Source organism: Pseudomonas brassicacearum, from assembly GCF_918698105.1.
Taxonomy (GTDB): Bacteria; Pseudomonadota; Gammaproteobacteria; order Pseudomonadales; family Pseudomonadaceae; genus Aquipseudomonas; species Aquipseudomonas brassicacearum_F.
The window spans coordinates 1-13,454 of sequence record NZ_CAKKMI010000117.1 but is presented as its reverse complement, the minus strand read 5'-3'; the positions used below and the strand labels follow the sequence as shown (position 1 = coordinate 13,454).

Sequence of the window (13,454 nt, the reverse complement as noted above, 5' to 3'; positions counted from 1 at the left end):
CCCTCGAAAAAGCCCCGCGTCCTTAAGTGAACAGCATCGCGCCTTGATGCGGGCTTTTTTCCTGTGATGCATGGGTTCTTATTCCTGGATGTCAGGCAAAATGAGGACCCGGCGCATCAGGCCTCCCTCCAATAACGACAAGGACGAGTTAAATCCCCATGAAAACAACTGCCAGCTGCACATTCCAGATCACGGGCTGGGACGAGAGGCCGTCGCAAATTCTTGAAGACGCTCCAAAGCTCTCGCATGCCAAAATCACGCAGTCCTATTCCGGCGCTATCGAGGGCACCAGTAGCGTCGAATACTTGATGTCCTACAGCGTTGACGGTACAGCGTGCTTTGTGGGTTTTGAGCGGGTTTGTGCGGTGCTGGCAGGTAGGCGCGGAACATTTGTTGCCCGGCATTCGGGATCATTCTCCGAAGGTAAGGCGCGCAGTACGTGGAGTGTCGTAGAGGGCGCCGGCACTGGGGATCTGGTCAATCTGAGTGGCAGTGGCAGCTACGTGGCTGGCCATGGTGAGCCGGCGCAAGTGTCATTTGAGTACTCGTTTGAGCCTGAGAGCTGAAGTGTGTTGGTGGACGCGAATCTGTAGTCTGGTTTTTCGCCGTCTGTCCTGACGCCTTCGCGAGCAAGCTCGCTCCCACAGAGGATCTGTGGTCGTACAGAGAACCTCCTGTGGGAGCGAGCTTGCTCGCGATGAGGCCAGTGAAGACAACAAAAAAGCCCGCAGACAATCACTCATCTGCGGGCTTCGTCATTTCAAGTCCTGAGACTCAGGCCTGGCGTTCGTGCATCCGTGCCAGTTGCCGTTCCAACATCGATGGATAAGGTTCCATCAACCGCTCCACACAGCACGCGCCTTCGGGGCTGGCGATGGGGCGGATGCGGGCGCGCTGGCGGATCAGGGCGTCGTCGTTGATCTTGCGCTCCACCAGCAGCAGGTTGCGGCTGTGTTGCGACAGCGCCAGGGCGTCCTGGGCGGTTTCGGTCAGCAGCAGGTCGATCTGGCTCAGGCTAAACAAGCCATCGCCCAGGGTCAGGCCCAATTGCAGTTGCAGGGTGATGCCGCTGTCGGCGACTTCGATCTGCAACTGGTGACCCAAGGCGCGCAGCAGCTCACCGCAGCAAATGGCGTTGGTCAGGTAGTCGTCACCGCTGTCTTCGGTGTGGAACAGCATCAGCGTGCTGCCGTCGTTCAGGGTGTGCAATTCGCCCTGATAGAGCGATGCGGCCTGGTCGAGGCAGTCGCGGTAGCGCTCGAGCAATTCCTTCAGGCGCGCCTGGGGCAGGCGGCGCAGTTGGTCCTGGGCGCCCAGTTGCACGGCCAGAACGGCGCTGTGCTGGGGCAGGTTCGAGGCGACGGGCCTGGCGACCGGTTGAGGGGCTCCATCGACTGACTCGTCCCGCAGGTCGGCGAACGCGTCGTCGTCTTCCTCGTCCTCTACCGTGCGTACCACGTGGCGTGGAGCCGGTTTGGAAGCAGGCATCGGCTGGCTTTCATCGAAGCCCGGGTCGCGCAGGTTACGCACTTCGAAGCCTGGCTCGGCCTCGTCGTCGTCCACGTAGTCGATGTCTTCAGGTTCTGGTACGGGCTCAGGCTCCGGCGCGAAGCTGGCGTGCAGTTGCCGGGCCAGGTCGCCGATTTCATCCTGGCGCTGGGTGGCCGGCGTGTGTTCGTCGATGTCCCGCAGCCAGACACGCAATTGCAACAGCGGCGTAGAGATGTGCCGGCCCAGGCGCAGGCTCAAGGCCAGTGCCAGCGCCAGCAGGATCGCGCTGAGGATACCCATGCTTTGCAGGCTGATGGTCATCGGTTGCTGGAACTGATCCATGTCCAGGCTGATGCGCAGCTGCCCGGCGGTCACGTCCTGGAAGGTGATCTTGCTCTGGTACATGCCGCCGGACTCGCCCAGCAGGCCAGGCTTGGGACGCTGGCCGGCCTCGGCGAGGATGCGGTTGTCCACGCTGTAGATGGCCGCGTGGGCCACCAGCTTGTTCTTGGTCAGGTTGTTGAGCAGCACGTTGAGGCTGAGGATGTCGTTGGACACCAGCAGCTCGGTGGCGGACGTGGCGGTCTGGGTGGTCAGGCTTTCACCCAGGGCATCGGCCTGCTCGTGCATGGCTTGCTTGAACTGCAAGCCCATCACGCAGGCATAGATGACCAGGGCCAGGGCGACCAGGATCACGTTATGGCTGGCAATGCGCAATGCAATCGGCACACGACGGTGACGCAGTGCACGGAAGATCAGCAGGAAGAAGTTGTCGGTTTTGACTGGCGTGGGCCGGTTCACTGAGCTCGGCTCTTTGTCCGTGAAATTGACGCGCAGTATAGCGACAGCCCCATGACCGGCAAAGCACTGGCGGTGCCCGATGGTCACTGAATGTGGGTAGAATGCGGTTTTTTTCCACCTGCGGGGGTGCGCCTTGCGCGAAATCGTCCTGATAAACATCACTGGCAGCGACCGTCCGGGTCTGACTGCGGCCATTACCGGCGTTCTGGCCCAGGGTGGTGTGAACATTCTCGACATCGGTCAGGCGGTGATCCACGACACGCTGTCGTTCGGCATCCTGGTTGAAATCCCGGACGCCGAACAAGGCAAGTCGGTGCTCAAGGACATCCTGTTCACCGCCTACAAGCTCGACCAGCAGGTGCGCTTCACGCCGGTGTCCGAGGACGATTACCGGCATTGGGTGGCCGGCCAGGGCAAGAAGCGTCACATCGTTACCCTGTTGACCCGCAAGGTTACCGCCGAGCAGTTGCAGCGCGTCAGCTCGATCACCGCCAAATATGACCTGAACATCGACCACATCGACCGACTGTCCGGGCGCATGCCGCTGGACACCCCGGAAGACAAGGGCAAGGGCTGCATCGAGTTTTCGGTGCGTGGCGAGCCGGCCGATCCCCAGGCGTTGCGTGCCGAGTTCCTCAGCGTGGCCCAGGAATTGAACGTCGACATCGCCTTCCAGGAAGATTCGCTGTTCCGCCGTAACCGCCGCCTGGCGGTGTTCGACATGGACTCGACGCTGATCGAAGCCGAAGTCATCGACGAACTGGCCAAGGCGGCCGGCGTGGGCGACAAGGTCTCGGCCATCACCGAGCGAGCCATGGCTGGCGAATTGGATTTCCGTGCCAGCTTCAAGGAGCGCCTGGCGCTGCTCAAGGGCCTGGACGTCAGCGTGCTGGATTCCATTGGCGCTTCGCTGCGCCTGACCGAAGGCGCCGAGACGCTGTTCGCCGAACTCAAGCGCCTGGGCTATAAGACTGCCATCCTGTCCGGCGGCTTCACCTACTTCGCCAAGCAATTGCAGGCCAAGCTCGGCATCGACTACGTGTTCGCCAACGAACTGGAAGTGGTGGATGGCAAGGTGACCGGCGTGGCCGTCGAGCCGATCGTCGATGCCCAGCGCAAGGCGGACCTGCTGCGTGAATTGGCTGAAAAAGAAGGCCTGCGCCTGGAACAGACCATCGCCGTGGGCGACGGTGCCAACGACTTGCCGATGCTGGCGATCGCGGGCCTGGGCGTGGCATTCCGCGCCAAACCGCTGGTCAAGCAGTCGGCCAGGCAGGCGATTTCCACCCTGGGGCTGGATGGGGTGTTGTACCTGTTGGGCTTCAGGGATCGCGACGGGCAGCTCTGAGTAACACGCCGGTTTTGAAGTGCATGCTTTTGTGGCGAGGGAGCTTGCTCCCGCTGGCCTGCACAGCAGGCCCATTACGGTCAGCCTGACACACCCGGGTGTGTCAGGCTTCAGGGCCGCTTCGCGCCCCAGCGGGAGCAAGCTCCCTCGCCACAAAGGGCTGTGCGTCGTTTAAAGCGACTTCCACAACGAATCAAAATTCCCTTCCTGCTCGCCGCCATCCCCGGTGGCGGTTGAGTCTTCCGGGTGATAAGCAAACTGATTGAAACTGTGGGTGCTGGTGACCCGGCGGTCCAGGCCGGCGCGGCGCTCCTGGCCGTTGGTGTTGATCAACACCCGCTGGCCCTCCTGGAACGGCAGGCGCGGGGCGATCATGGTCGGGGGGAGGTCAATGGCACTGATCTCGGGCAGTAACAGCCCGCGCAGGTAGTGACCGTGCTCATTTTCTTCCCGGACCAGTTGCAGCCCGCAGGGCTGGGCATGGGGTGCGACCAGCTCGATGCCCATTTGCATGGCGCCGTTGCGCACCTGCCGGATCCAGCGCACCACGGCCACGCTCCAGGCCTGGTCGCTGGCGTCCCGGATGCCGATCATTTCCCCGGCTTGCAGTTGTTCCGGCACTTCCTTGGGCCAGCCGAGGCAGTAGCCGCCGGGGCTGTGGTTGATGATCGGCAGGTCGTAGGTGGGGAAGTGATGCTGGTTGTCGGATTGACTGCCGTCGTCGTCGCTCGGGCTGACCGGGTATTCGATTTCTTCATAGGGCAGCAGGTCGCTGTCGCCGGCGGGGGCGGCGTCGAAGGCTTGGCCCCAGGTGTCGTTTGTCTTGCTTGGCGAGGCTTCGAAGCGGGCCTTGCGGGTGGTGGGGCTTTTCAGTATTTCGTTGGAAGAGCGCTCGCCGCCGAGGTAGTAGTGCAGTGCACTCATGCCCACGCACAGGGTCAGCGTGCCGTTGCCCTCGGTGCGCTGGAAACTGCGTTCCGCTGCTTCGCCCCAGGCGGCTTGCAGGTGATGCAAGGTGTCGACGCTCATGCCGCCCGGTACCGGCAGGTTGTGCTCGGCGGGTTGTTCCAGGTGCGTGGCGATTGCGCGCACCAGGGGCTGTGGATCGAAGCCCTGCAAGGTTGGCTGCTGTTCGGCGCGGAACTTGGAGCGGTAGCGCGGCCCGACATCCAGCTCCGGAGCGACCGCGAACAGGCTGGCAGCACTGGAGGTGGGATCGAGCTTGACCCACTGGCTCCAGGATTCGAGCGCCTGGGTCAGCCAGCCGATTTGGCTCTGGCGCAGCTGATTGCTGCGTGATGATCCCAGCAACAGGGCAACGACATAGGTCTGCTCGGGGTTCAATTGATGAACCTGGCTGGCCAGTTCGTCACCCACGCTCAGATGCTGCAACCGGTGCAGGCAGGCGATCCGGTACAACTGGTGCAAATCGAGCCACAGCCCTTCAGGCACCGGGCTGTACAACTGACTGGCACGCAGCAGCGGGCCATTGAGGGCATGCATCGCCCGTTGCAGCGCGGTGCTCAGCACGCGGGCGCGATCCTTGGTGTATTTCGACGCGATACGCGCCACGATCTGTTTGTAGCCCATCGCCAGCTGGGTTTGCAGCGCCTGGCACAGGTTGACGATCTTGCGCGAGCGTTCATCCAGCACGATGGCCTGTTGCAGGAAATGCCGCTCCAGGTGCTTGCAGACGTAATACACCTCGGGCCGCAGCAGTTCGAGCAGTTGCAGGCGATTGTCGCTGGGCGTGAGCAGTTGGTTGAGTTCGCCAAGGGCTTGGTACAACAGGCGGGCTGTTTCGCCGATGTTGGCCTTGGGCAGGTTGGCGATCCAGCGCTTGAGGTCCCGTGGCGTAGCCTCGCAGAACGACAGGCGTGATTGTGTCGGGGTCAGGACGCGCAATAGCTGGAGAGGGCTGGTCTCATTCATGCCGTGTACGGGCTCCGGCGGGAAATAAACGTGATGTTCCCAACTCTAGCAGCTGACAGGCCGGCGTGTTGCCCTGAATGAGCTGTGGGAGCAAAGCTTGCTCCCACAGGGCTGAATCCCTCCGGATCTTCTACAAGGCTTGCTTCAAGGGGGATCAGGCTTTAGGCAGTGCCAGCCCCTGGCCCATCTGCACTGGCGAACCGGCCACCAGGTCTTCGGCCCATTTCACCTGGTCCGGCCCAAACAGCACGACGGCCGTCGAACCCAGCTTGAAGCGACCCAGTTCGGCGCCTTTTTCCAGATGAATCGGCGCGCGGGCGGCTTCGTCATAACGGAAGGTTTTCAGCTCACGCTTGGGTGGCGTCACCAGCCCGGCCCAGACGGTTTCGATGGAGGCCACGATCATCGCGCCCACCAGCACCACGGCCATCGGCCCGCGCTCGGTGTCGAAAATGCACGCCACGCGCTCGTTGCGGGCGAACAGCTCCGGAACGTTTTCGGCAGTGGTCTGGTTGACCGAGAAAATCCGCCCGGGGATGTAGACCATCTCCCGCAGGGTGCCGGCCAGTGGCATGTGCACGCGGTGGTAGTCCTTGGGGGACAGGTAGATGGTGGCGAAGTCGCCGCCCATGAACGGCGCCGCGTTGGCCGCATCGCCGCCCAGCAGTTCCAGCACGCTGAAGCTGTGGCCCTTGGCCTGGAACACCCGGCCATGCTCGATCGGGCCGAGCTGGCTGACGGCGCCGTCGGCGGGGCTGAGGATCGCGCCCGGGGTGTCGTCCAGCGGGCGTGCGCCATCCTTCAGGGCGCGGGTGAAGAAGGCGTTGAAGTGCTCGTAGGCAGTCAGGTCTTCCACCAGGGCCTGGGACATGTCCACTTGGTAGCGCTTGGCGAACCACGCGGTGAAGGCGTTCTTGAACCAGCGCACGCGGCATTCGGCAATGCAGCCGGCCAGCCGCGACAGCAGGTGGTGGGGCAGCAGGTATTGGGTGAGGATGAACAAACGGTTTTTCATTAACTGTCCTTAAGAACCTTCAAAGCTCGATGGGTGTGTCGGGGTGGTTGCCCCATTCGCCCCAGGAACCGGCATAGCCTTTGACCCGTGGGTAACCGAGCGCCTTGGCCACCAGGTAGGTGAAGCCGGAGCGGTGGTGAGTCTGGCAGTGGGTGATGATTTCTTTGTCAGGCGTGATGCCCAATCGTTCGAGGATTTGCGGCATGTCCTTGCGGATGCGCAGGTTGCGCGCTGGGTCCATGCCGGCCGTCCATTCGAAATTGACCGCGCCGGGAATGTGCCCGCCCCGGGCCGCGACGACTTTCTCGCCGGAATATTCCAGCGGGCCACGAGCGTCCCAGATCGCCAGGTCGGCCGCGCCGAGACGGCTTTGCAAGTATTCGCGGGTGGCGGTGGGCTCGTCGTGCAGCGTCAGGCTGACCGGGCCGGCAACCGGTGCAGGCACTTCGACGGACACCGGCCGGCCTTCGTCCAGCCACGACAGCAAGCCGCCGTCGAGGTAGTGGTAGTTCGGATGGCCGATCACGTCCAGCAGCCAGATAAACCGCCCGGCCCAGCCGCCGCCTTCATCGTCATAGACCACATAGACCGCATCCGGGTTGTGCCCGAGCTCGCCGAACAGCGCTTCGAGGTCGGCTTGGGCCGGCAGCAGCCCCGGCGCTGGTGGTTGACCGAGTTGGGTACGCTTGGGGTCGACGAAGCGTGCGCCAGGGATATGGCCGGTGCTGTAGCGGGCGGCGCTGGTCAGGTCCACCAGAATCAGGTTTTCAGCCTCGAGGCGCGGGTACAGCTCGTTCGGCTCGATCACCAGCGGCAAGCCAGAGAAGTCAGGCATGTGAGGTCTCCAGGGGCGCAAAGGGAAAAGATTGTAGCAAGTTCAGCGGCCGCGGTTGGTAAAGGTATGCAGGGCTCGTTCGATGCATTGCACGGTTTTGCCGAAGGCTTGCACGGTCACGTCCGAGAACGGCCCGCCGCCCTGGTCCACCACCACCAGCATGATCACCCGGCCATTGCAGGTCAGCGAGCGCAGCAGCAGATGCTCCCCGCGGAACAGGCTGCGCAGGCCCGGTGGCAGCAGCGCCGAAAACTGCGCGTTGTTGTCCGGGTTCAGGCGAACCTGGGCCTGCTGGGCCAGCAACCGCTGCACTATTTTGCTCTGGCTGATGGAAAAGCTCATGGCCGCGGCTTCGTTGGGCAGGCCGGCGGTCTGGTGCACGCGCACGCTGGTCTGGTTGCGGTCGGCCATCAGGATCATCACCCGGCGCATGCCGCAGGCCACCAACACGTCCCGGGCCGAAGTGGTCAAGTGCATGGCATTGCTGAAGGGGCTCGGTTCCACCAGCAGTGCGGAACATTGCTTGCGCCACTGGCTCAGGTCCGCGGCGCTGGGCGGGGGAGGCGGTAGCAAGCCGGGGTGGATGCGACGGCTGCCCCAAGGCCAGAGCAAGGCCACGGCCGGATGCCAGAGGTCCGGCATGACGTCATGACGGGCGCTCGTGACGGCTTGTTGGTGCAGCTGTTGCTGGAGTTCATCCATCGGCATCTGCAGATACAAACTGGTGAGGTATTGCCAGCGGGCACTGTGGGGGCCGTCCCAGGCCTGTTGCGCTGAAAGTGCCAGGCCGTTGGCCAGCAACACGGTATTGGCCGGTTGATTCAGCCAGCGCCGCAGGGTTGGGTCGTCGTCCAGGCGATTCTGCTGGCGCAGCGGGTGCTCGCTGTCCCGGGCGATGCGCAGAACCTGCACCAGCTCGCGGCGTTCATTGAGCAGCAGGCGATAACCTTGCATCACCCAGATCGGCAGGCGCCAGGTCTCCACCAGCGCCAGGCAGATTTTCAGCAGGCTGACGCCGAACAATTCGCGCTCAACCTTGCGCGCCGGCTCGCGTTTGTGAACGACCCGCAATTCCCACTCCCCCAGCAACCGCGGGTGAGTCAGGGCCAGTGGCCAGAGCGGCGAGAGAAACAGCAGGCTGCCCCAGTGAATGTCCTGCCATAGCCGCGCCAGGCGGCTGGCAAAAAAGCCATTGGCCTGTTGCGTGGCGTGTTGGCTGATCAATTGCAGCTGGCGCAAGGCGACGGGGATTTCGTGCCCCGGCAACGACGGCAGGCGAGCGAGCAGTTCCTCGGTACGCTTGAGGCCGAGGCGGTTGATGGCCACTTCGAGATTTTCCGCAGGTTCCGCAAGGCTGCCATGGGTGTGATGGTTGGCCTCGCGGATGACGCTCAGGGCCAGGGCGGGGCTGTCCTGCATCAGTTCGGCGATGTCACGCAACGAACGGCGGCTGTCGGCAATGGCCTTGCAGACCAGGTCATGGCTGGCCTGGGGCACCGGTAGGTGCACGCCATCGAGCAGCTTCACCCAGCCTTCGAGGGTGGTCGGTCGTGGCGTTGGAACCTTGGTTTCGTTAGTCATGGCTGGACGTGATCATCGTATGAATTCTCTACGCCCGGAACGGGGCAAATTGGCTTTTCGCCAGAACAGCCTATAGTCTGGCGCAGTTTTGCCGATAAGTAGAAGAAGAGATTTTTCAGCTTCCGAATATGACCTTGAACCCGACTTAAATAAGTACTTTCTATCTATGGCTAAAATTATCGGCATCATCGTCGTGTTCGCGAGCGTGCTCGGCGGATACGTGCTCTCCCATGGCAAGATCGCCGCCCTGATCCAGCCCTTCGAGGTGTTGATCATCGGTGGCGCGGCCCTCGGTGCATTTCTTCAGGCCAACCCTGGCTATATGACGATGCACGTGCTCAAGAAATCCCTGGGCATGTTCAGTTCGCGTTTCAGCCACACCTTCTACCTTGAAGTGCTGGGCCTGATCTACGAGATCCTCAACAAGAGCCGCCGTGAAGGCATGATGGCGATCGAAGGCGATATCGAAGATGCCGCCGCCAGCCCGATTTTCGCCAAGTACCCTGCGGTGCTCAAGGACGCCCGCATGACGGCGTTCATCTGTGATTACCTGCGCATCATGTCGTCCGGCAACATGGCGCCCCATGAGCTCGAAGGCCTGTTCGACATGGAGCTGTACAGCCTCAAGGAAGACCTGGAGCACCCGTCCCACGCGGTCAATGGCATCGCCGACGGCATGCCCGGCTTCGGTATCGTCGCGGCGGTACTTGGGATCGTGGTGACCATGGCATCCCTGGGCGATGGCGACCAGAAATCCATCGGCCTGCACGTCGGTGCGGCCCTGGTGGGTACCTTCTTCGGTATTTTGGCCGCGTATGGTTTCTTCGGCCCGCTGGCCCACTCCCTGGCCCACGACGCCAAGGAAGAACTCAATGTCTACGAAGCCATCAAGGCTTCCCTGGTGGCCTCGGCCTCGGGCATGCCGCCATCGCTGGCGGTGGAGTTCGGTCGCAAGGTCCTGTACCCGGCGCACCGTCCTAGCTTCGCCGAGCTGGAACAAGCGGTTCGCGGTCGCTAGTGCTTTGCTTTACAAATACGTTCCTTTTTTGGCGAGTGACTGTTGCTGCCAGACAAGGCGCCGCGACGAGTCATAGCCCGCTATGGCGAGGAGCGGCAACGCAGTATGGCAGCAACAGGCACCGTCAAAATGGAACAGTATTTGTGAAGCAGAGCACTTAGGTCATGGAAAATAACCAGCCGATTATTGTAAAGCGCGTCAAGCGCATTGCCGGCGGGCACCATGGCGGTGCCTGGAAAATCGCCTTCGCCGACTTTGCGACGGCGATGATGGCGTTCTTCCTGGTGCTGTGGCTGCTGTCCACGGCCACCCCGGAACAGAAGATCGCCATTGCCGGTTACTTCAAGGACCCGGTTGGCTTCTCTGAAAGTGGCACGCCGTACATCATTGACCTGGGCGGTTCGCCGACCTTGGCACCGGACACGACCCTCAACCCCGAGGTCAAGTCCCAGCCGCAACCCGATAAGGTGACGGTGGATGCCGAACAGGTCGAAGGCATGGCCGAACAGGTCGAGCGCGAGCGCCTGGAATTGCTGCTGCAGGAATTGCAGAACAAGGTCGAAGAGAATCCTGAACTGCAGAAGTTCAAGGACCAGATCCTGTTCGAGATCACGCCGAACGGCTTGCGCATCCAGATCATGGACGCCGAGAACCGGCCGATGTTCGACTCCGGCAGTGCGCGCCTGAAGCCTTATTTCGAAGACATCCTGCTGGCCATGGCCGACACCATCAAGGCGGTGCCGAACAAGATCAGCATCAGCGGCCATACCGATGCCAAGCCCTACATCGGCAAGGGAGATTTCGGTAACTGGGAACTGTCCGCCAACCGCGCCAACGCGGCCCGTCGCGCCCTGGTAGCCGGCAGTTATCCGGACGAGCAGGTGGCGCGGGTGGTCGGTTATGCGTCTTCGGCGTTGTTCGACCGCAAGGACCCGTTCAACCCGGTCAACCGGCGTATCGATATCGTGGTGTTGACCAAGAAGGCGCAGAAAGCCATCGAGGGCTCACAAACCGATGATCCGGCGCCCGATCCTGCCCCGGGCCAGGGCGCACCGGGTGAAGTGCCCGCCACGCCTGGCGCGGCGGTCGATCCGAACGCGTTGCCGGCGGACCAGCAACCCGTGCCGGCCCATGAACTGCGCGAGCGCCTGAACCTGTTCGACGACGCCGCGCCAAAACCGGCCGCGCCGCCGGCGCAGTGACCCATAAAAAAGCCGACATCATTGTCGGCTTTTTTATGGGTCACTGTTCACTTGAGGCGTGCTTGTCATTGTGGCGAGGGAGCTTGCTCCCGCTGGGTTGCGAAGCAGCCCCACCCAGGATGAGTGCTTCGCACTCAAGCGGGAGCAAGCTCCCTCGCCACAAAGGCGTCCGGCCGCATCAGTAACTGCTTTCCGGCAAGCTGGCGATGATCGAGCGGTAGCTGTTCATCCGTTGCTGATGCACGCGGCCTTCTTCCAGGGCCTTGAGCAGGGCGCAACCGGGTTCGCGATCGTGCTTGCAGTCGCGGAAGCGGCAGGTGCCGATCAGCTCGTTGAACTCAATGAACCCGGCTTCCACATCGGCCCGGCTAACGTGGCCCAGGCCGAACTCGCGGATGCCCGGTGAGTCGATCAATTCACCGCCGCCAGGGAAGTGGAACAGCCGCGCGGTGGTAGTGGTGTGGGTGCCCTGGCCGGACAGCTCGGACAACGGTCCGACGCGCGTCTCGACGTCCGGCAGCAGGCTGTTGACCAGCGATGACTTGCCGACGCCGGACTGGCCGACGAACACACTGATGCGTCCGTCCAGCTGTTGCTGCAATTGCTCCATGCCGTTGCCGTGGTGGGCCGAGACTTCCAGCACTGGGTAACCCAAATCCCGATAGACCGACAGCAGGGCGTTCAGCGCCGGGGCGTTGTGCTCGTCGATCAGGTCGAATTTGTTGAGCAGCAACAACGGACGGATGCCGGCGTGTTCGGCGGCCACCAGGTAACGGTCGATCAGGTTGGCGTGGGGTTCGGGCAGCGGTGCGAACACGATGACGATCATGTCGACGTTGGCGGCCACGGGCTTGAGTTGGCCTCGGCTGTCCGGGCGGCACAGTTCGGTGTGGCGCGGCAATTGCGCGACGATCACGCCGATGCCCTGGTTGCCGGCACGCCAGACGACCTGGTCGCCGGTCACCAGCGCCGGCAAGTTGGCGCGCAAGTGGCAGCGGAATACCTGGCCGGCCAGTTCGCCTTCCCGGGCCTCGACCTCGACCTGCACGCCGAAGTGGGCGATGACCAGGCCGGTCTGTTCAGGGCCCAGGTCGCCACCCTCCAGGGCTTCGACAGCACTGGATTCGCGTTTGGCGGCGCGGGCGGCGCGCTCGCCCTGGATCTTTTCGATGCGCCAGTTTTGACGACGATTGAGTTGGCGTTTGGCCATGGGTGTTCCGTATGAAGAAATGCAGCGAATAGGGTAAAACGGCCGCGAGTTTAGCACGCCCAAGGGCCGGCCTAGGCTAAACTGCGTGGCTACGCCGAGGAGCTTCCCTATGCAAAACCCGCAAAACCTGATCTGGATCGACCTGGAAATGACCGGTCTGAACCCGGACACCGACGTCATCATCGAAATGGCCACCATCGTCACCGACAGCGACCTCAACACCTTGGCCGAAGGCCCGGTCATTGCGATCCATCACAGCGACGAGATCCTGGCCGGCATGGACGAGTGGAACACGCGCCAGCACGGCGGCTCGGGCCTGACCCAGCGGGTGCGCGAGAGCAAGATCAGCATGGCCGAGGCCGAAGCCCAGACCCTCGCCTTCCTGGAGCAGTGGGTGCCCAAGGGCAAGTCGCCGATCTGCGGCAACAGCATCTGCCAGGACCGTCGCTTCCTGTACACCCACATGAAATCCCTGGAAAGCTATTTCCACTACCGCAACCTGGACGTCTCCACCCTCAAGGAACTGGCTGCCCGCTGGGCGCCGCAAGTACGCGACAGCTTCCAGAAGGGCGGCAGCCACCTGGCCCTGGACGACATCCGCGAGTCCATTGCCGAGTTGCAGCATTACCGTAAGCACTTCATCAAGTTCTAACCGGCACCCCAGCGACGGGCGGGATTGCTTTTGTGGCGAGGGAGCTTGCTCCCGCTGGCCTGCGCAGCAGGCCCCAACAGCTTCAGGTAGACCGAGTTGTCCGGTTTGGCGTAAGCACTTCATCAAGTTCTAACCGGCACCCCAGCGACGGGCGGGATTGCTTTTGTGGCGAGGGAGCTTGCTCCCGCTGGCCTGCGCAGCAGGCCCCAACAGCTTCAGGTAGACCGAGTTGTCCGGTTTGGCGTAAGCACTTCATCAAGTTCTAACCGGCACCCCAGCGACGGGCGGGATTGCTTTTGTGGCGAGGGAGCTTGCTCCCGCTGGCCTGCGCAGCAGGCCCCAACAGCTTCAGGTAGACCGAGTTGTCCG

11 protein-coding genes are annotated in these 13,454 nt (G+C 62.6%); 5 read left to right on the top strand and 6 right to left on the bottom strand.

Translation table 11 applies throughout. The features are described 5' to 3' along the window. Positions 1–158 precede the first annotated feature (158 nt). A complete protein-coding gene (locus LQ215_RS27895) occupies positions 159–566 on the top strand; it encodes a DUF3224 domain-containing protein (RefSeq protein ID WP_230153497.1) in 408 nt (135 codons plus the stop codon). Positions 567–774: 208 nt separating this feature from the next. On the opposite strand, the gene LQ215_RS27890 is transcribed toward LQ215_RS27895, so the two are convergent. Next, on the bottom strand, positions 775–2,292 hold the full coding sequence (locus tag LQ215_RS27890) for an AhpA/YtjB family protein (RefSeq protein WP_230153496.1): 1,518 nt from the start codon (positions 2,290–2,292) through the stop codon (positions 775–777). A 133-nt stretch (positions 2,293–2,425) separates the two neighbouring features. On the opposite strand from LQ215_RS27890, the gene serB reads away from it, so the two are divergent. Next, a complete protein-coding gene (gene serB, locus LQ215_RS27885) occupies positions 2,426–3,640 on the top strand; it encodes a phosphoserine phosphatase SerB (RefSeq protein ID WP_058546512.1) in 1,215 nt (404 codons plus the stop codon). Between the two features lie 171 nt (positions 3,641–3,811). Here the strand turns inward: serB and LQ215_RS27880 are convergent, their stop codons facing one another. From LQ215_RS27880 to LQ215_RS27865, 4 genes are all read right to left on the bottom strand, one after another. Beyond that, entirely contained in the window at positions 3,812–5,572 is a 1,761-nt protein-coding gene (locus LQ215_RS27880) for a molecular chaperone (protein WP_230153495.1), read from the bottom strand. 154 nt (positions 5,573–5,726) lie between these two features. Further along, on the bottom strand, positions 5,727–6,587 hold the full coding sequence (gene asd, locus LQ215_RS27875; RefSeq protein WP_230153494.1) for an archaetidylserine decarboxylase: 861 nt from the start codon (positions 6,585–6,587) through the stop codon (positions 5,727–5,729). A 19-nt stretch (positions 6,588–6,606) separates the two neighbouring features. Continuing rightward, positions 6,607–7,422: a rhodanese-like domain-containing protein gene (locus tag LQ215_RS27870; RefSeq protein WP_230153493.1), complete on the bottom strand. Its 816-nt coding sequence runs from the start codon at positions 7,420–7,422 to the stop codon at positions 6,607–6,609. Between the two features lie 42 nt (positions 7,423–7,464). After that, a complete protein-coding gene (locus tag LQ215_RS27865) occupies positions 7,465–9,003 on the bottom strand; it encodes an HDOD domain-containing protein (RefSeq protein ID WP_230153492.1) in 1,539 nt (512 codons plus the stop codon). A 166-nt stretch (positions 9,004–9,169) separates the two neighbouring features. On the opposite strand from LQ215_RS27865, the gene motA reads away from it, so the two are divergent. Together motA and motB are read left to right on the top strand one after the other, a co-directional pair. Then, positions 9,170–10,021: a flagellar motor stator protein MotA gene (gene motA, locus LQ215_RS27860; protein WP_058546517.1), complete on the top strand. Its 852-nt coding sequence runs from the start codon at positions 9,170–9,172 to the stop codon at positions 10,019–10,021. Positions 10,022–10,185: 164 nt separating this feature from the next. Then, the gene (gene motB, locus LQ215_RS27855) at positions 10,186–11,223 is read left to right on the top strand and encodes a flagellar motor protein MotB (RefSeq protein WP_230153491.1); all 1,038 of its coding nucleotides are present in this window, start codon (positions 10,186–10,188) and stop codon (positions 11,221–11,223) included. Between the two features lie 178 nt (positions 11,224–11,401). On the opposite strand, the gene rsgA is transcribed toward motB, so the two are convergent. Beyond that, positions 11,402–12,433, bottom strand: coding sequence for a small ribosomal subunit biogenesis GTPase RsgA (rsgA, locus tag LQ215_RS27850; protein ID WP_028237543.1), 1,032 nt, complete (start codon positions 12,431–12,433; stop codon positions 11,402–11,404). Between the two features lie 109 nt (positions 12,434–12,542). Between rsgA and orn the strand changes: the two genes are divergently transcribed. After that, positions 12,543–13,085, top strand: a complete 543-nt coding sequence (gene orn / locus LQ215_RS27845) for an oligoribonuclease (RefSeq protein ID WP_175359945.1) — start codon at positions 12,543–12,545, stop codon at positions 13,083–13,085. Positions 13,086–13,454 lie beyond the last annotated feature (369 nt).

Excerpts from the sequence above, each read along its gene's own strand:
- LQ215_RS27895 (WP_230153497.1), top strand. The coding sequence starts at position 159 with ATGAAAACAACTGCCAGCTGCACATTCCAGATCACGGGCTGGGACGAG.
- LQ215_RS27880 (WP_230153495.1), bottom strand. The coding sequence starts at position 5,572 with ATGAATGAGACCAGCCCTCTCCAGCTATTGCGCGTCCTGACCCCGACA.
- asd (WP_230153494.1), bottom strand. The coding sequence starts at position 6,587 with ATGAAAAACCGTTTGTTCATCCTCACCCAATACCTGCTGCCCCACCAC.
- LQ215_RS27870 (WP_230153493.1), bottom strand. The coding sequence starts at position 7,422 with ATGCCTGACTTCTCTGGCTTGCCGCTGGTGATCGAGCCGAACGAGCTG.
- LQ215_RS27865 (WP_230153492.1), bottom strand. The coding sequence starts at position 9,003 with ATGACTAACGAAACCAAGGTTCCAACGCCACGACCGACCACCCTCGAA.
- motA (WP_058546517.1), top strand. The coding sequence starts at position 9,170 with ATGGCTAAAATTATCGGCATCATCGTCGTGTTCGCGAGCGTGCTCGGC.
- motB (WP_230153491.1), top strand. The coding sequence starts at position 10,186 with ATGGAAAATAACCAGCCGATTATTGTAAAGCGCGTCAAGCGCATTGCC.
- rsgA (WP_028237543.1), bottom strand. The coding sequence starts at position 12,433 with ATGGCCAAACGCCAACTCAATCGTCGTCAAAACTGGCGCATCGAAAAG.
- orn (WP_175359945.1), top strand. The coding sequence starts at position 12,543 with ATGCAAAACCCGCAAAACCTGATCTGGATCGACCTGGAAATGACCGGT.